Origin of the sequence: Arthrobacter sp. YAF17 (assembly GCF_052113365.1) — a bacterium.
Lineage (GTDB): Bacteria > Actinomycetota > Actinomycetes > Actinomycetales > Micrococcaceae > Arthrobacter.
This window is the reverse complement of sequence record NZ_JBFRDB010000013.1, coordinates 58604-76787: the sequence shown is the minus strand read 5'-3', so window position 1 is coordinate 76787 and position 18184 is coordinate 58604. Positions and strand designations below refer to the sequence as shown.

Below are 18184 nucleotides of genomic sequence, written 5' to 3'. Positions count from 1 at the left end.
CCCAAATCTTGAACCCGGCCACGTAGCATCAAAGTACGTCGTAGCTAGGAGTGTGGCGAAATGTTTGAGCGATTTACGGACCGTGCCCGTCGCGTAGTTGTGCTTGCCCAAGAAGAGGCACGCATGCTGAACCACAATTACATTGGTACCGAACACATCCTCTTGGGTCTGATCCATGAAGGTGAAGGTGTTGCTGCCAAAGCCCTTGAGTCCTTGAGCATTTCGCTCGACGGCGTCCGCGAGCAGGTGCAGGAGATCATCGGGCAGGGCCAGCAGGCCCCGTCCGGACACATCCCCTTCACCCCGCGCGCCAAGAAGGTCCTGGAACTCTCGCTCCGCGAGGCCCTCCAACTGGGACACAACTACATCGGCACCGAGCACATCCTGCTCGGCCTCATCCGCGAGGGCGAAGGCGTTGCCGCCCAGGTGCTGGTCAAGCTCGGTGCGGACCTCAACCGCGTCCGGCAGCAGGTCATCCAGCTGCTCTCGGGTTACCAGGGCAAGGAAACCACGGGTGCCGGCGTTGGCCCAGGGCAGGCCGAAGGCACTCCCGCCGGTTCCGTCGTCCTGGACCAGTTCGGCCGCAACCTGACCCAGGCCGCCCGCGAGAACAAGCTGGACCCGGTCATCGGGCGCGAATCGGAAATGGAACGCGTCATGCAGGTCCTTTCCCGCCGCACTAAGAACAACCCTGTCCTGATCGGTGAGCCCGGCGTCGGCAAGACCGCCGTCGTCGAAGGCCTCGCCCAGGCGATTGTCCGCGGCGACGTTCCGGAAACCATCAAGGACAAGCAGCTCTACACGCTGGACCTCGGGTCCCTCGTGGCCGGTTCCCGCTACCGCGGCGATTTCGAAGAGCGCCTCAAGAAGGTCCTGAAGGAGATCCGCACCCGCGGCGACATCATCCTGTTCATCGATGAAATCCACACCCTGGTGGGTGCCGGTGCCGCCGAAGGCGCCATCGATGCGGCTTCGATCCTGAAGCCCATGCTGGCCCGCGGCGAGCTCCAGACCATCGGCGCCACCACGCTGGACGAGTACCGCAAGCACATCGAGAAGGATGCCGCGCTGGAGCGCCGTTTCCAGCCGATCCAGGTCAAGGAACCCTCCGTCGCTCACGCGATCGAGATCCTCAAGGGCCTCCGTGACCGGTACGAGGCGCACCACCGCGTCACCATCACCGACGGCGCCCTCGCCTCGGCGGCGAGCCTCTCCGAGCGCTACATCTCGGACCGCTTCCTGCCGGACAAGGCGATTGACCTGATCGATGAGGCCGGCGCACGGCTGCGTATCCGCCGGATGACGGCCCCGCCGGAGCTCAAGGTCATGGACGAGAAGATCGCCGCCATGAAGCTGGAGAAGGAATCCGCGATTGACGCGCAGGACTTCGAAGGCGCCGCCTCGCTGCGCGACAAGGAGCAGAAGCTCATTGCCGAGCGTGCCGAGAAGGAACGCCAGTGGAAGACCGGCGGCATGGACGACATCTCCGAGGTGGATGAGGACCTGATCGCCGAGGTGCTGGCGAACTCCACCGGCATCCCGGTCTTCAAGCTCACCGAGGAGGAATCCTCGCGTCTGCTGAAGATGGAAGACGAACTGCACAAGCGCGTCGTCGGCCAGGACGAGGCCATCCGGTCCCTGTCCCAGGCGATCCGCCGCACCCGTGCAGGCCTGAAGGACCCCAAGCGTCCGGGCGGTTCGTTCATCTTCGCCGGCCCCACCGGCGTCGGCAAGACCGAGCTCGCCAAGGCCCTCGCCGAGTTCCTCTTCGGCGAAGAAGATGCCCTGATCACCCTGGACATGTCCGAGTACTCGGAGAAGCACACGGTGTCGCGCCTCTTCGGTGCCCCTCCGGGCTACGTGGGTTACGAGGAAGGCGGACAGCTGACCGAAAAGGTCCGCCGTCGTCCGTTCTCCGTGGTCCTGTTCGACGAAGTGGAGAAGGCGCACGCCGACCTCTTCAACTCGCTGCTGCAGATCCTGGAAGACGGCCGCCTGACCGACTCCCAGGGCCGCGTGGTGGACTTCAAGAACACCGTGATCATCATGACCACCAACCTCGGCACCCGGGACATCTCCAAGAGCGTTGCCACCGGCTTCCAGTCGGGCACGGACACGCAGACCGGCTACAACCGGATGCGGGCCCGCGTCACGGAGGAGCTCAAGCAGCACTTCCGCCCCGAGTTCCTGAACCGTGTTGACGATGTTGTGGTCTTCCCGCAGCTGACCCAGGACGAGATCATCGAAATCGTGGACATGTTCGTTGGCCGCCTGGAGAAGCGCCTCAAGGACAAGGACATGGGTATCGAGCTCACGCCCGCGGCCAAGGTGCTCCTGGCAACCCGCGGTTACGACCCCGCCATGGGTGCCCGGCCGCTGCGCCGGACCATCCAGCGCGAAATCGAGGACCAGCTCTCCGAGAAGATCCTCTTCGGCGAAATCCACGCCGGCGACATTGTTGTAGTGGACGTGGACGGCGAAGGCGACGACGCCAAGTTCACCTTCGCCGGCAACACAAAGCCGCGCATCCCGGAGATCGCTCCGAGCGTCTAAGCACTAAACCAAAGGCCCCGTCACTCCCCGCAAGGGAGCGGCGGGGCCTTTGCGTTATGCCGACACCCAATCTGAAAGTACCGTTTCACTCTTAGTGAACTTGATGTGATCCAGCGCACAGGGGGTGTTGAATCGGTGCATGGCTTCCAACGATTCAGAGACCCTGAGCGAAAAACCCGAAACACCGTTCCACGACCTGGACCACTACCTCGCCATCCCGAAGGTAAGCGGCCTGGCGCTAAGCCCCGACGGCAGCAGGCTGGTCACCACGGTGGCCACCCTGAACGCCAAAGGCACCGAATACGGCACCGCACTCTGGGAACTGGACCCGGGAGGGCAGAAGCAGGCCCGCCGGATCACCCGCAGCGCCAAGGGCGAGGCGGGCGCAGTGTTCGCCGCCAGCGGTGACCTGTACTTCAGCTCCGCCCGCCCCGACCCGGAAACCCCCGAGGCCGATCCCGTGAACGCCCTGTGGATGCTGCCCTCGGACGGCGGCGAGGCCCGCGTTGTGCTCACCCGTGCCGGTGGAGTCAGCGGACTCCTGGCCGCGAAAGACACCGGCGCCCTGTTCGTCAATGCCTCCGTGCTCGCGGGATCTACAGACGAGGACGGGGACGAGGAGCGCCGCAAGGCGCGGAAGGACAACAAGGTCGCCGCCATCCTGCACAGCGGCTATCCCGTGCGCTACTGGGACGCCGACCTGGGTCCCGCCCAGCCGAGGCTCTTCGCCGTCGAACCGGGCGAGGATCAGGAGCCGGGCAAACCGGCAACTGTTGACGCCGCGGCGCCGCTCAAGCTCCGCAACCTGACCCCCGACGCCGGGAGCGGACTCCGTGACGCCGATTCCGTCGTCAGCCCGGACGGCAAGACCATCTACAGCAGCTTCAACAAGCCGCTTGCCCGCGCGAATTCACGGTCAACCCTAGTCGCGATCGACGTCGCCACCGGCACCCGCAAGGTCCTGCTGGATACCGAGGGGATGAGCTACTTCCCGGGGCCGGTCAGCCCCGACAACCGGACGCTCGTGGTGCTCAGCGAGAGCGACACCACGCCGGAAGAGGCCCCGCAGGTCAAACTGCACCTGCTCGACGTGACCGGCGGCGCGCCCGCGGCCGAAACCGCCCTGAGGCCGCTGGCCCACGACTGGGACCGCTGGGCACGCCCGGCTGCCTGGCTGCCGGACGGATCGGCACTGCTCGCCACCGCCGACGACGACGGCGCCTCGCCCGTCTTCCGGATCAGCGTGACCGGAGACGGGGGAGCCGGCCAGGTCACCCGCCTGACCGCCGACACGGCCGCGTACACCGACGTCGTGGTCGCCCCCGACGGGCGCGCCGCCTATGCGCTGCGGAGCTCCTATGAATTCCCGGCGGAAGCGGTGCGGATCGACCTCGCCGGCGGCGACGTCGTCCGTCTCCCTGCCCCCGCAGAGCGCCCGCATTACAAGGGCTCCCTGGAACGCGTCGAGACGACGGCGGCCGACGGAACCCGCGTGCCGGCGTACCTGGCACTCCCCGAAGGCGCCACCGCCGGAAGCCCTGCACCTTTGCTGCTCTGGATCCACGGCGGCCCGCTGGGCTCCTGGAACGCCTGGACCTGGCGCTGGAATCCCTGGCTGCTGGTGGCCCGGGGCTACGCCGTGCTGCTGCCGGACCCGGCGCTTTCCACCGGTTACGGCCAGCACCACATCCAGCGCGGCTGGGGCGAGTGGGGCAAGGCTCCGTTCACCGACCTGATGGCCATCACCGACACCGTCGTGGAGCGGCCGGACATCGACGAGACCCGCACGGCGGCCATGGGCGGTTCCTTCGGCGGCTACATGGCCAACTGGGTGGCTGGCCACACGGGCCGCTTCAAGGCGATCGTCACGCACGCCAGCCTCTGGGCCCTCGACCAGTTCGGTCCCACCACGGACGCCGCGCAATACTGGCTCCGTGAAATGACGGCCGAGATGGCGCTGGAGAACTCCCCGCACCTGCACGTGGAGAACATCAGCACCCCCATGCTCGTCATCCACGGCGACAAGGACTACCGCGTCCCGATCGGTGAGGGCCTGCGCCTCTGGTACGAGCTCCTCTCCAAGTCCCAGCTGGCGGCCGACGAAAACGGCGAAACGGAACACCGCTTCCTCTATTTCCCGGACGAAAACCACTGGATCCTGCAGCCGCAGCACGCCAAGGTCTGGTACGGCGTAGTGGAGCACTTCCTCGCCAGGAACCTGCTCGACAAGGACCTGCCTGTGCCTGCTGAGCTGGGTCTCTAGGCCGGGCGCAGTTCCTTCTCGCCTTCGGCTCGGAGGCTGGGACATTTACCGCGTGCTCGCTCGTACACCCGCCGTCCCCCTGACCTCGCAAGCTCGGCCAGGGAACCCGGACGGCGGGGCACTCGCTTAGACGCACGCTACATAAATATCCCACCCTCCTCCGCCTAGTGCGTCAGTCACCGATCCAGAAAAGCAATTCAGATAACCCCCTCCCAGGGGCGGTCACCAAAGGGGCGGCTCACCTTCCTGGACGCTGGAGAACTTAACTCATTCGCGCTATTTATGATCTTCTTCGCTGCCAGTTGCCACCCTTGAAGTCCTCAGTTCCGCGGAATTGGTGACGTTGCAGCCCAAGCCGAACGCGAATAGTTCGCCTATCTTCTGAGCGGTGACACAAGCACGAGCGGCGGACGGAGCGGGCATTTGTGTAGGCGCCGTCTAAGGGAGGGCCCACGCCGGCAGGGTTCCCTGGCCGAGCTTGCGAGGTTAGGGTGCCGGTGGGGAGAACGACCGAGGCGCCGGCAAATGGCTGTCCGGCCTCCGCGAAGGTGAGGCGCTGACAGACCTTGGAAAGAGCAGACAAGCGACCCCCAGTAGGATTGGGCTGTGACTGAGCCAATCCGCATCCGCCTTGCCCGCACCAGCGATGTCGGGGCGATCAAGACGCTCGTGGCCCCCCTGGCCGATCAGCGGATCCTCATGGCCAAGGAAACGGTGGCCTATTACGAAAGCCTGCAGGAGTTCCGGATCGCCGAGTCCTCTGACGGCGAAGTGATCGGCTGCGGGGCGCTGCACGTTATGTGGGAGGACCTCGCCGAGGTGCGCACCCTCGCGGCATCGGATGCCTGGCGGGGCAGGGGCGTGGGCCATCTGCTCGTGGAGCGCCTGCTGGAGGACGCCCGGGCTCTGGGCGTCTCCCGCGTGTTCTGCCTGACCTTCGAGGTGGACTTCTTCAAGAAGCACGGCTTCGAAGTCATGGCCGACCAGACCGCCGTCGACCCCGTGGTGTACTCGGAACTGTTGCGCTCCCATGATGAGGGTGTTGCCGAGTTCCTGGACCTCGCCCGGGTGAAGCCGAATACGCTGGGCAACACAAGAATGATCAAGACCCTGTAGTTCCAGCGTGACCGGCGTCAGTTCCGAGCCGTACACGCCCCCCGTCCCGCCCGGAGCCCGTCCGCCTATCGCCGAGGTAAGAGTTTGCGCCCATGGCTGGCCCCGACATCGGCGTGAAGTCTCACCTCGGCGCGGGCGACGAGCGCGGGCGACGAGCCCGGTAACCAGGGCCCAGCGGGGGCGGAAGCGTCGCCGCAGCAAGGGGAGCACGGGTCTTCCCATCAATAAATTTGATGGATAAACTGATCCCGGTCCAGGGGGTGGACTTCCCGAGTTTCGGAGGCAAGAAATTGCACGATCGCGTGATTTTTCCAGATTTCTCAGCATTCCAAATGACTATCGCGGACGCGGCATCACCGGGGCGCGCCGAGGACCCGGGCGCCGGGGACGACGAAGACCCGGCGCCGGAGATTAATGGCGGGCGGCTCAATGCGCCGCCCTTCTCCTGGCTTGGCAGCGACGCCTGGCCGAACTTCCCGTTGTGGGCGGACAAACCAACCTGACGCACCCGCGGATCCCGGGGCGGGCTGCCGTCCGAAAGAACCCCGGTTCCGCGTAAAAGGTTGTGAAACCGGAGCCTACCGCTCGCATAGGCCCCGGTAGTAGGGTTCAAGCAAGCAGCCAGGACACCATCCAGGGAGCACAGCCATGAAGAAGCTCATCAATGATCCCCGCGCCGTGGTTGACGAGTCAGTGGAGGGCTTCGGGCTTGCCCATGCCGACCTCGTGACCGTCTTTGCGGACCCCAAGTACATCGTGCGCAAAGACGCGCCGGTGGCAGGAAAAGTCGGGCTCGTCTCCGGCGGCGGCAGCGGGCACGAGCCCCTGCACGGCGGCTACGTCGGGATGGGAATGCTCGACGCCGCGGTGCCGGGCGCTGTATTCACCTCACCCACACCCGACCAGATCCTCCCGGCCACCCTCGCCGTCAACTCAGGCGCCGGCGTCGTGCACATCGTAAAGAACTACACCGGCGACGTCCTCAACTTTGAGACGGCTGCCGAGCTGGCCCAGGCCGAAGGTGTGGACGTCCGCACCGTGCTGGTCAACGACGACGTCGCGGTGGAGGACTCGCTGTACACCGCCGGACGGCGCGGGGTGGGCGGGACCGTCCTGGTGGAAAAAATCGCCGGTGCCGCCGCCGAGCGCGGAGACAACCTTGACGCCGTCGCCGCCGTCGGAGACCGGGTCAACCAGAACGTCCGCAGCATGGGCGTCGCGCTGACCGCCTGCACCGTCCCGCACGCGGGGGCGCCAAGCTTCGTGCTGGAGGAAAACGAAATCGAGATCGGCATCGGCATCCACGGTGAACCCGGCCGGCACCGCATCGCGATGGAGAACGCCGACGGGATCACCGACCGCCTGCTGGAGCCGGTGGTCAGCGACCTCGGGCTCACCTCCGGAGACAAGGTGCTCCTGTTCGTCAACGGCATGGGCGGCACCCCGCAGAGCGAGCTCTACATTGTCTACCGCCGTGCCGCGCAGCAGCTGGCAGAGCAGGGCATCACCGTGGCGCGCTCGCTGGTCGGGAACTACATCACCGCCCTCGAAATGCAGGGCTGCTCCATTTCCGTCCTGCGCCTCGATGACGAGATGACGGCGCTCTGGGATGCGCCCGTCCACACCCCGGCCCTCCGCTGGGGCGTCTGACCGTGGGGCTGGACGTCACCTGGGCTGTGCGGTGGCTGACCCTTTCAGCCCAGGCCATGGCGGACCACCGGGAAGAACTCATCGAGCTGGACAGGCCGATCGGCGATTCTGACCACGGCGAGAACATGGACCGCGGCTTCAAAGCGGTGATGGTCAAGATTGCCGAGACGCCCCCGGAAACGGCAGGGGCGGCCCTGAAGCTGACCGCCATGACCCTGATGTCCAAGGTGGGCGGGGCCGCCGGTCCGCTGTACGGCACGGCCTTCCTCCGGGCAGCCACGGCACTGGGCGAGGCGGCCGACATCGACGCCGGCACGCTCGCCGCCGCCTTCCAGGCCGCCAGGGACGGGATCGTGGCCCGCGGAAAGGCCGAATCAGGCGACAAGACGATGGTTGACGCCTGGACCCCGGCGGTCGACGCCGCCGCTGCCGCCGCCGGGGACAGCGACGTGCGCAGGGTCCTGCTGGCCGCCGCGGAGGCCGCCGAGGCCGGGGCCGTATCCACCGACCCGATGCTCGCCCGCAAGGGGCGCGCCAGCTACCTGGGGGAGCGCAGCATCGGCCACCGGGATCCGGGCGCCGTCTCCAGCGCGCTGATCCTGCGCGCCGCCGTCGGGGCGGCCGAATGACGGTCAAGCTCGTCGTCGTCTCCCACAGCGAAAAGATCGCCGACGGCGCCGTCGAGCTTGCCGCCCAGATGGCGCCCGACGTCCTGATCCTTCCCGCCGGCGGTACCGACGACGGCCGGATCGGCACCAGCCTCGAGCGGGTCATGGCGGCGCTGGAACAGGCGGCGGACGCCAACAGCGACGGCACTGTCGTCTTGACGGATCTGGGTTCGGCGGTGATGACAGCCGAGTCCGCGCTGGAGTTCGTGGCGGATCCTTCGTCCGTGCTCCTGGCCGATGCGCCTCTCGTCGAGGGGCTCGTCGCCGCCGCCGTGGCCGCCCAGGCCGGAGCAGACGCCGCCGGCGTGAAGGAAGCCGCGGAGGCGGTCTACCGGCCGCCGGTCGCGCCGCAGCACCCCCACGAGCACCGGGCCCCGGAGGCGACAGGGGACTTTGAACTGGTCAACCAGGCCGGCATGCACGCCCGTCCCGCGGCGAAGATCTCCGGCGGGCTGTCCGGCCTGGACGCCGAGGTGACCATCAACGGCGCCGACGGCGCGTCGATGACGGAACTCATGATGCTCGGGGCGGCGAAGGGGACGGTGCTGCACGTTGAGGCCAGCGGCCCCGATGCCGCCAAAGCCGTGGACTATCTGCGCGGACTGATCACGGCAGGGTTCGGGGAACCCTAGCGGCCGGATCTCACGCCGTACCGGCCGCGGTCAGATCCGCCGCCGGCGCGGTGTCCCGGGATCCGCTCCACGCGATCCACCCGCCGCCGATTGCCATAAGTAACGCCCCTGCCGGCTGCGTCGGCAGGCTGCTGCCCGTCGTCGCCTGGCCCAGAACGACCCCCAGGACATAGAACATGACGGCCCCGGCCACCCAGAGCGCCCCGGCCCAGCGGGGGAGCACGTGGGAACGCCACACCGCGACCCCCAGCAGCACGTTGCCGAGGAATGCGAGCACGAGGCCAAGCATGAACGCGCCTGTCATTTGCCACGGGAACTCCAGCTGCATCACGTCGTGGTGTCCGGCCAGGTAGGCCTTTCCGATGGCCGGCGTGGCAAAGGTCGAAATTGCGGCCGGCACCAGCAGCAACGCCGTACCCGCGACGGCGATGACCATCGCGGCCAGCGCCAGGCGCCCGACCCGGCTGTTCGCCAGGCAGCAGCCGAGGGCGAAGACACCAAAGATCGCGAGGATGGTGCCGCCCGTGCCGCCGAAGATGTGGCCGACCTGGTACGAGCCGGAACTGACGAACCGAGCCCAGGCATCCGGGTCCTTCTCCTGGTCCGGCTGCGGCTCCAGCGTGGCCCAGGCAGTGACGAGCGCCGAGACCGGCAGCGCCCATAGACCCGCCCGGATCCAGTGGCTGATGTTTGACGAGTTCACGTTGTACTCCTTTCACCGCATGGGTTAGCCGGCCTGCTGGAGGCCTTCCGCATCCAGCAGCACTCCGGCTGAAATGAACCGGCCGCACTGCGCGCCGTAGGGGTAGGCGGCGCGCGGTGTGAACGTCACCGTGCGTACAGGCAGCGGCAGGCCGTCGGGGCCGGTGCCGCTGGAAGTGGCCTCGACGGGGGAATCCGTCAGCGGATCGAGCAGGAGCATTCCCACCAGGGTGCCGTCGGGGGAGGCGGTTGCGGAACAGGGCCGGTCGCCGTCGTAGGGTCCCGGTTCGCAGCCCTGATCGACCGGGGTGCTGCCCGGGCGGAGTTCGAGTTCCGCCTCGGAGCAGCGGCCGTCCTGGCAGGCTTTGAGCCGGAGTGTCCCGACCGACCCGGCGTACTCCCGTGCCACGGTCAGGGCAACCACCGGAGCCTGGGCGATCGCGGGGCACGCCGTCCCGGGCTGGCACCCGGTGACCAGGAGTGCCGCGCAACCCAGACCCGCCACTGCCGCGAACGTGCGCATGTTTCAGGGTAGTTCCGGGACGTCCGTCCAGCTAGGGGCGCCGTGCGGCCGGCCCGGTGGGACTGGACCGGGCGGACCGGGATCAGGCGGGAAGCTGGAGGCCGGAAGGATGCAGCTCTGCCAGCCCGTCGCCAAGGAGCCCGGCCAAGGCGCGCTCCAGCTGCTCCGGGGCGGAGTTGAGCCGGTGCAGGGCGGCCAGCGGAATTCCGATCCCCTCCGGTTCGAAACCAAGGTCCGCCGGGGCCCGGTGGAACAACTCCGGGGCCACGGGCGAATCGGCCACGCGGAGCACTGCCATCACGGCGCCCCGCACCTGGCGGTCGGTTCCGTGCCACGACTGCCCCTTCGGCGTGTACGTCGGTGGCGGCTCACCGGCCGCAAGCCAGGCGCACGAGCCGCTGACCGGGCATTCCCGGCACTTCGGTGACCGCGCAGTGCACACCAGCGCCCCGAGTTCCATAACGGAGGCGTTCCAGCGGACGGAGGAGCCGACGTCGTCCGGCAGCGACTGCGCGGCGAGCCGCATCTCAGCGGCGGTCAGTGCCTGTGCCGGCAGGGCCGCGCCGGAAAACAGCCGCGCATGGACGCGGCGGATATTGGTGTCCACCACGGTTTCGCGGCGCCCGAAGGCAAAGGCGGCGACGGCCGCCGCGGTGTAGCTCCCCACTCCGGGCAGCTCCAGCAGGTCCGGGTACGTGCCGGGGACCTTGCCGCCGTGGTTGGCGCCGATGGCGACGGCGGCCGCGTGCAGCCGCAGCGCGCGCCGCGGATATCCCAGCCGTCCCCAGGCCCGGACCGCTTCGCCGGCAGGCTCCCGGGCCAGGTCGGCAGGTTCCGGCCAGCGCCGCAGCCATTCCTCCCAGACCGGCAGCACGCGCACCACCGGGGTTTGCTGCAGCATGATTTCGCTGACCAGCACGCCCCAGGGTGTGCAGTCGGCAGCCCGCCACGGCAGGTCACGGGCGTTCGCCTCGAACCATTCGGCGAGGGCGTCGTGAATGGCGGGCAGCGGGAGGCCCCCGGGAGTATCTTCCGGGCGGGCGGCAGCAGCAGGGGCAGCGGGGGAATCGGCAAGAGCTTTGATGGATTCAGCGTAATAGATGAGGGCCACACTCCGCCCGCGGCGTGGGAGGGCGCCATACCCGGCGCGGTTCTCTAGCCTAGAAGGATGGGCAGGCAAGACAATTCAGGACCGCAGGGTTCCCGGCCGAGGGCTTCCGGCGGCGGAGCAACCGCGGCGCGCAAGCCTGCCCGGAAACCGACTCAGGGGCCGGCCCGCAACCCGACCCGGAAGCCGGGCCGGAAGCCTGTCAGCCCCGTCTACCGCCGCCGCCGGCTGTTCGTGGGCGCCGCCCTGCTGCTGGTGATCGCCGTCGCCATCGGCGGGTTCGCCGCCGTCTCCAGCGTCCTCAACGCCGGGCAGTCTTCCTCCGCCGGCCAGTCTTCCCCCGGTGGAGGACCGGCGCCGTCCGGCCAGGAAACGGGACCGGCCGCCGGGCAGGAGAGCACACCCTCACCTGCTGCTACTCCGGAGGGGGACGGCTGCGAGCAGAACCTCGTGACAGTCACCGCCGCCACGGACAAGCCGGCCTACGCGGACGGCGAGAACCCGTTGCTCACGCTCAAGGTGACGAACAACAACCGGGTGCCGTGCGAGATCAATATCGGGACTTCGCAGATGGAATTCCTCGTGACCAGCGGTTCGGACCGGATCTTTTCATCCACCGACTGCCAGGCGGACGCCACCGACCTCGTGAAGACCATCGCGCCGGGGCAAAGCGAGACCGCCAACTTCCCCTGGGGGCGCAACCGCTCGCTCGAGGGCTGCAAGGTCATCGAGGCCAAACCGGGAGCTGGCGGCGCGTACTACGTCTTCACCGCACGGCTCGCGGGCAAGACCAGCCCCAAGGCCGTGTTCCAGCTCAACTGACCCCCTCGACTGCTCCGTAGGTGCAGTTTTGAGAGCCCAAAAGGGCGCCTGGGCCCACGCCGGCAGGGTTCCCTGGCCGAGCTTGCGAGGCGACGGGGCCGGTGGGGAGCAGCCGGCGGGGGTTGGCCCGCGGGAATCAGAGGAAGCGGTCCAGCAGGCTGGCCTCGGCCATCCGGCTCAGGCCCTCGCGGACCGTCCGGGCGCGCTGGTCGCCGATGCCGTCCACCGTCATGAGGTCATCGATCGTGGCCGCCATCAGGAACTGCAGGCCGCCGAAGTGGTCCACCAGGCGGTCGGCGACGGCCTTCGGCACAGCCTTCAGCCCGGACAGCAGCCGGTAGCCGCGCGGCTGGACGACGGCGTCGAGGTTGGCCTCGCCGCCGGCGAAGCCCACGATCCCGGCGATCTTGCCCAGATCGATCAGCTCGGTGGGCCCCAGGTTCACGAGCGACTTCACAGCGAGGTCGATGTCCTCGGCGGAAGCATCCGGGCCCGAATAGTCACGGATGATCACGTCACTGCCGGGGCCGCGGCCGACGGTCAGTTCGTCCAGCTGGAGTGAGAGCAGCCGGCCGTCCTCGCCAAGTTCCAGCACGTACTGGGAGATCTCCTCGGAAATCCGGCGGACCATCTCCTGGCGCTGCAGGGTCACGGCAACGTCGCGGACCGTCACCATGGCCTCGATTTCCAGGGCCGACAGGGAACTGGTCACCTGGTCCAGGCGCGAACGGTAGCGTTCCAGCGTCGCCAGGGCCTGGTTGGCGCGGGCCAGGACCTTCTCCGAGCCCTCCAGGACGTGGCGGAGCCCGTTCACGTAGAGGGCGATGATCTGCATGGACTGGCTGACCGAGATCACCGGGACGCCCGTCTGGATGGCCACGCGCTCGGCGGTCCGGTGCCGGGTGCCGGATTCCTGGGTCTCGATGCTGGAGTCGGGCACCAGCTGGACGGCCGCGCGCAGGATGTTGCTGGCATCCTTGTCGCAGATGATGGCACCGTCCATTTTGGCCAGTTCCCGCAGACGGGTGGGGGAGAAGTCGATGCCGATGTCGAAGCCGCCGGAACAGATGGATTCGATGGTCCTGTCGATGCCGAGCACGATCAGGGCGCCGGTCCGCCCGCGGAGGATGCGTTCGAGGCCGTCACGGAGGGCGGTGCCCGGTGCCACTCGGCCCAGCGTCGCCTTGAGTGAATCTTCAGGGCTCCGAGCCATAGATATTCCCTTCAAAGGTGCGGACCTCGGTCCGCAGGTGCGCCGGGTTCCACTGTTTTTCCAATGTGGCCGGCAGGATCAAAAGTACTCGGTTCCCCGCTCTCACCATAGTAGAGGTAAAGCGGGCCAACTTCCGCACGGACAAGCCCCAAAGTGGTCCAAAAAGATGTCCGCCGGAACGCCTCCGGAACGCTTGTCCGGACCCCGTTCCCGGACCGCACTTTTGACCCCCGATGCTCCCGTGCCGGGGCCACTTCGCGACGGCGGCACGGGCTGCGATAAACTTGGAGCCTTGGGGTGCACCGTCTGCCCGGCGCCGCTCCCCACCTACATCCAGCAGTTCCGCAGAACTCCCGGACAGCCCGCGCTCCCGCCGGGCGAGCCGGATTCCCGCAGGCCCGGGACCGCAACCATTCAAAGCCGCAGCGAAAGTAGCACCGTGTCTCAAGAAGTCCTTAGCCCCGCCCGAGTCCAGGAGATTCACAAGCAGGCGGCCCGGCGTCGGACTTTCGCGGTCATTTCACACCCCGACGCCGGCAAGTCCACGCTTACCGAGGCGCTCGCACTGCACGCGAAGGTGATCGGCACCGCCGGCGCCTCCAGCGGCAAGGCCAACCGCAAGGAAACGGTCTCGGACTGGATGCAGATGGAAAAGGACCGCGGCATCTCCATCAGCTCCGCGGCCCTGCAGTTCGCCTACCGGGACACAGTCATCAACCTGCTGGACACCCCCGGCCACGCGGACTTCTCCGAGGACACCTACCGGGTGCTCGCCGCCGTCGACTGTGCCGTGATGCTCGTGGACGCCGCCAAAGGCCTGGAAACCCAGACCATGAAGCTCTTCGAGGTCTGCAAGCAGCGCAACCTGCCCATCATCACCGTCATCAACAAGTGGGACCGGCCGGGCCTGGATGCCCTCGCCCTCATGGACGAGATCACCGAGCGCACCGGCCTCCAGCCCATGCCGCTGACCTGGGCCGTGGGCATCTCCGGTGACTTCCGCGGTGTCTGGGACCTTCGCAACGACCGCTTCGCCCAGTTCAAGCGCAACAACGCCGGCGCCAACATCGCCCTCACCGAGTACTTCACCCCGGACGAGGCAGCGGCGAGCCAGGGCGATGACTGGTCCAACGCCGTCGATGAGGCAGGGCTGGTCATCGAGTCCAACCTCGATTTCGATATCGACGCCTTCCACGCCGGCAAGGCCACCCCGATCCTCTTCAGCTCCGCGGCCTTGAACTTCGGCGTCAAGGAGATCCTCGACGCCCTCGTGGACTTCGCCCCGCCGGCCGCCCCGCGGCCCGACGTCGACGGCGCCCCGCGGCCCGTCGACGCGCCCTTCGCCGGCTTCGTCTTCAAGGTCCAGGCCGGCATGAACAAGGCACACCGCGACCATGTCGCCTTCATCCGGGTCTGCTCCGGCATCTTCGAACGCGGCATGGTGGTGACCCAGGGCCGGACCGGCAAGTCCTTCGCCACCAAATATGCCCAGCAGGTCTTCGGCCGTGAACGCGAGGTCATCGACGAAGCCTTCCCCGGAGACGTCGTGGGCCTGGTGAACGCCTCCTCGCTGCGGGTGGGCGACAGCCTCTTCCTTGAGCAGCCGGTGGAGTTCCCCGCCATCCCGCTGTTCGCCCCGGAGCACTTCCAGGTGGCGCGCTCCAAGGACCCCAGCCGCTTCAAGCAGTTCCGCCGCGGCATCGAGCAGCTGGAACACGAGGGAGTCATCCAGGTGCTCCGCTCGGACATCCGCGGCGATCAGGCGCCGGTGCTGGCCGCCGTCGGCCCCATGCAGTTCGAGGTGGTGGAGGACCGCATGGCGCACGATTTCAGCGCGCCGATGCGGCTGGAACGCCTGCCGTACTCCATTGCCCGGATTTCGACGGCGGATGCCATGGAGGCGCTGGCCACCGTGCCCGGCGCCGAGGTGCTGCTGCGCTCCGACGGCGAATACCTCGCCCTGTTCAATGACGTGTGGGCCCTGCGCCGGATCGAGAAGAACCACCCGGACCTGACCCTGCTGCCGATCGGCACGCACAACCCCGCGAAGTAGCGGCCGGCACCCCGGGACCGGCGGGAGACAGCTCCCGCCCGGGTCTTCCTGAATCCCGTTTCCGCGGTACCATAAGTAACCTTGCTACTTTGCGGGCGCCGTACGGTTTGCGGCTTTGAACTGATCCCGCGACCTCGTCGGCGGGCCCTGCCTCCAAGGGATAACGAACCCTCTTTGACTGACTACAACAGAAAACTCGGCATGGAACCAGGATTCCTGCTGAGCGGGCGCTACCGGATCGAATGCCTCATCGGCAGGGGAAGCCAGTCCACCGTGTACCGCGCCCATGACGAACTCCTGCAGCGCGAGGTGGCCATCAAGCTCTTCCGTGATGACGCGGACGATCTTGAACACACCCGCCGGCAGGGGCAGGAGATCCGTATTCTCGCCGGCCTGAGCCACCACGCCCTCGTGACGCTGTTCGACGCCGGCGCCGACCTGAGCGACCCGGAGGCGCGCCTCACTTACCTGGTGATGGAACTGGTCCGGGGGCCGGACCTCCGCCACCGCGCCGCCCAGGGGCCGCTGTCCGCGGCCCACATGGCGCTGATCGGCCACGACCTGGCGGACGGGCTCGCCTATATTCACTATCACGGCATTGTGCACCGCGACGTAAAGCCGGCCAATATCCTGCTGGTGGACTACAACAACGACGACAGGCGTCCGAGGGCCAAGCTCAGCGACTTCGGCGTTGCCACCAAAACGGGGAACGGCCGGGTGCACGACGACGGCGGAACCTCCGGCACGCCCGCGTATCTGAGCCCGGAGCAGGCCGCCAGCGAACCCGCCGGGCCGCTCAGCGATGTGTATTCCCTCGGGCTGGTGCTGCTCGAAGGGCTGACCGGGAAGATGGCCTACCCCGGGGCGCCTGTCCAGTCCGCCGTCGCGCGGCTGCTGCGCGATCCGCAGATTCCCGAGGAGCTCGACCCCATGTGGGTTGCGCTGCTGTCCTCCATGCTCGCCCGGAACCCGGCAGAGCGCCCGCAGGCCCGGGAAGTTTCGCTGGCCCTGCGTCAGGAAGTCATCAACAGCGCGGCACGCCACCGCCGGGATGCCCCCGGTGCAACCGACGAGGAAGACCGGATGCGCGCGGTGGAACGCTACCGGATCCTCGACACCCCCGCGGACGGCACCTTCGACCGGGTAGTGGGACTCGCGGCACGGATGTTCTCCGTGCCGGTGGCGATCGTCAGCGTCGTTGACCATGACCGGATCTGGTTCAAGGCCCACCACGGCACCGACGTCACGGAGATCGGCCGCGACCCGGGGCTGTGCGCCTCAGCGATCCTGCAGGATGACGCCTGGGTTGTTGAAGATGCCGTGAAGGATCCCCGCACCCTCGCGAATCCGCTGGTGGCAGGCGACTTCGGGCTGCAGTTCTACGCCGGCGTCCCGCTGCGCACGCCGGACGGCTACAACCTGGGCACCTTCTGCATCCTGGACCGGGAGCCGCGGGAGTTCAGCGCCGACGACGTCCGGGCGCTGGAGGATCTGGCCGCGATCGTTATGCACGACCTGGAGCAGCGGCTGCACAGCCGGGAAGCGATCCTCAGCTAAACGGGCACGACGGCGGGCACGACGGCGGACTCGACGCCGGGCGGCGTCCCGCTAACGCCGGCGCTGCTTAACGCTTACGCTGTTCAACGCCTGCGCTGTTCAACGCCTCCCGGCGTGCAGCGCCAGCTCCAGTTCGAACCGTGCCTTCGGATCCTCCAGGGTGTCGCCGAACAGCTCGCGCAGCTGCGCCGCCCGGTAGCCGACGGTCTGCGGGTGGATGCCGAGCTCTGCCGCCACCGGGGCGCGCTGGCCCCAGTGCCGCAGCCAGGACAGCAGCGTCTCCGCGAGCCGCTCGCGCTGGGCCGGCCGGAGTCCTTCCAGCGGCGCCAGGCGGCGGTTGGCCAGCTCGGCGATGGCGGAAGGTTCCGCGCCGAGGATCACCTCGGCCAGGTGCTCGTCGGCCCAGATCGGAGGGTCCTCCGGGCCGTCGCGGGGCGGCAGGACCGAGGCCGCGAGCACTGCCAGCCGGAGGGAATCGGGGACCTTCTCCCAGCCGCCCGCCGGGCCCACGGCTGCGCCGCGGCCCCGGAGCGCCTTCTCCAGGTCCGCCCGCGCGGACTTGGACTTCCGCGCCGGAACCAGGGCGACGGCGTCGGTCTCCCGTTCGATGACCAGCGTTCCCGGCCCCAGCCGGAGCCGCAGCCCCGCGGACCGGTCCACCGGCAGGGTCACCACCACCATCCGCTGCGGCAGCGACCAGTCCGCCATCGCAGCTGTCTGACGCAGGGCCGCCTCATCGGCCTGCCCCAGCAGCAGCAGGTCCAGCAGTTCGGTACGCCGGCGGTCCACCGCGCCGGCCCGCTCCGACTGTTCGAAGGCGTACGCCTCGGCACTGACCGCGGACAGCTCGTCGATGTAGGCCAGGATCGATTCGCCCAGATCCACCACCACGGTCTGGCCGAGGTGGTGCTCCACGGACACCCGGGACATCTCGCGGAAGGTCACGCGGGCCCCCATCCGGTAGGCGCTCAGCAGCGCGTCCATGCTCCGGCCCTGCCGGAACTCGCCGCTCCCCAGCCCCGCCACGAGTTGCCTGCTCTCCTCGGACAGGGCGGGCAGCCTGGTCCCCGGCAGCTGCAGGAAGCGGTCCAGGGCGGCCGCCACGCCGCGGCGGAGCCCGCGCCCGAAGCGGCCCTCGATCGGCCGGGCGTAGGCCGGCACGAGCTGCGGCACGGCGTCGATGATGGCCTCGACGATGCCCGGCATCATCGGCCGGAGCACATCGCTGACCTCGCGCGGCAGGGCCAGCCACGGGGGGTCGTAGGCGGGGGAGCCGGGAGTGCCGGTGGGGGAAGTGTTCATGAGGCTGATTCCAGTATGTTGT

Annotated in this window: 15 protein-coding genes; 10 read left to right on the top strand and 5 right to left on the bottom strand. The window is 68.2% G+C overall.

The genetic code is table 11. The annotated features are described in order from the left end of the window. The first annotated feature begins 60 nt into the window (after window positions 1-60). The 7 genes from AB4Y67_RS12350 (at window position 61) to dhaM (ending at window position 8882) form a co-directional block, all read left to right on the top strand. Window positions 61-2553, top strand: a complete 2493-nt coding sequence (locus AB4Y67_RS12350) for an ATP-dependent Clp protease ATP-binding subunit (protein ID WP_441406070.1) — start codon at window positions 61-63, stop codon at window positions 2551-2553. 139 nt (window positions 2554-2692) lie between these two features. Continuing rightward, complete coding sequence (locus tag AB4Y67_RS12345) at window positions 2693-4816, top strand: prolyl oligopeptidase family serine peptidase (protein WP_441406069.1); 2124 nt, start codon at window positions 2693-2695, stop codon at window positions 4814-4816. Window positions 4817-5422: 606 nt separating this feature from the next. After that, a complete protein-coding gene (locus AB4Y67_RS12340) occupies window positions 5423-5932 on the top strand; it encodes an amino-acid N-acetyltransferase (protein WP_441406068.1) in 510 nt (169 codons plus the stop codon). Between the two features lie 233 nt (window positions 5933-6165). Continuing rightward, complete coding sequence (locus tag AB4Y67_RS12335; protein WP_441406067.1) at window positions 6166-6435, top strand: hypothetical protein; 270 nt, start codon at window positions 6166-6168, stop codon at window positions 6433-6435. A gap of 145 nt (window positions 6436-6580) precedes the next feature. Further along, window positions 6581-7582, top strand: a complete 1002-nt coding sequence (dhaK, locus tag AB4Y67_RS12330; protein ID WP_441406066.1) for a dihydroxyacetone kinase subunit DhaK — start codon at window positions 6581-6583, stop codon at window positions 7580-7582. A gap of 2 nt (window positions 7583-7584) precedes the next feature. Further along, the gene (dhaL, locus tag AB4Y67_RS12325; RefSeq protein WP_441406065.1) at window positions 7585-8211 is read left to right on the top strand and encodes a dihydroxyacetone kinase subunit DhaL; all 627 of its coding nucleotides are present in this window, start codon (window positions 7585-7587) and stop codon (window positions 8209-8211) included. Beyond that, complete coding sequence (gene dhaM / locus AB4Y67_RS12320) at window positions 8208-8882, top strand: dihydroxyacetone kinase phosphoryl donor subunit DhaM (protein ID WP_441406064.1); 675 nt, start codon at window positions 8208-8210, stop codon at window positions 8880-8882. Before dhaL ends, dhaM begins: the two co-directional genes overlap by 4 nt. Before the next feature lie 10 nt (window positions 8883-8892). Here the strand turns inward: dhaM and AB4Y67_RS12315 are convergent, their stop codons facing one another. From AB4Y67_RS12315 to AB4Y67_RS12305, 3 genes are all read right to left on the bottom strand, one after another. Beyond that, on the bottom strand, window positions 8893-9585 hold the full coding sequence (locus AB4Y67_RS12315) for a hypothetical protein (protein WP_441406063.1): 693 nt from the start codon (window positions 9583-9585) through the stop codon (window positions 8893-8895). A gap of 24 nt (window positions 9586-9609) precedes the next feature. Further along, window positions 9610-10107, bottom strand: coding sequence for a hypothetical protein (locus AB4Y67_RS12310; RefSeq protein ID WP_441406062.1), 498 nt, complete (start codon window positions 10105-10107; stop codon window positions 9610-9612). Between the two features lie 82 nt (window positions 10108-10189). Beyond that, entirely contained in the window at window positions 10190-11026 is an 837-nt protein-coding gene (locus AB4Y67_RS12305; protein WP_441406097.1) for an A/G-specific adenine glycosylase, read from the bottom strand. Between the two features lie 249 nt (window positions 11027-11275). Between AB4Y67_RS12305 and AB4Y67_RS12300 the strand changes: the two genes are divergently transcribed. Continuing rightward, window positions 11276-12037: a hypothetical protein gene (locus AB4Y67_RS12300; RefSeq protein WP_441406061.1), complete on the top strand. Its 762-nt coding sequence runs from the start codon at window positions 11276-11278 to the stop codon at window positions 12035-12037. A 136-nt stretch (window positions 12038-12173) separates the two neighbouring features. Here the strand turns inward: AB4Y67_RS12300 and disA are convergent, their stop codons facing one another. Beyond that, complete coding sequence (gene disA, locus AB4Y67_RS12295; protein WP_441406060.1) at window positions 12174-13250, bottom strand: DNA integrity scanning diadenylate cyclase DisA; 1077 nt, start codon at window positions 13248-13250, stop codon at window positions 12174-12176. A gap of 439 nt (window positions 13251-13689) precedes the next feature. On the opposite strand from disA, the gene AB4Y67_RS12290 reads away from it, so the two are divergent. Both AB4Y67_RS12290 and AB4Y67_RS12285 read left to right on the top strand, forming a co-directional pair. Continuing rightward, entirely contained in the window at window positions 13690-15303 is a 1614-nt protein-coding gene (locus AB4Y67_RS12290; protein WP_441406059.1) for a peptide chain release factor 3, read from the top strand. Between the two features lie 201 nt (window positions 15304-15504). Further along, window positions 15505-16860, top strand: coding sequence for a protein kinase domain-containing protein (locus AB4Y67_RS12285; RefSeq protein ID WP_441406058.1), 1356 nt, complete (start codon window positions 15505-15507; stop codon window positions 16858-16860). Between the two features lie 99 nt (window positions 16861-16959). Here the strand turns inward: AB4Y67_RS12285 and AB4Y67_RS12280 are convergent, their stop codons facing one another. After that, on the bottom strand, window positions 16960-18162 hold the full coding sequence (locus tag AB4Y67_RS12280) for a PucR family transcriptional regulator (RefSeq protein WP_441406057.1): 1203 nt from the start codon (window positions 18160-18162) through the stop codon (window positions 16960-16962). Window positions 18163-18184 lie beyond the last annotated feature (22 nt).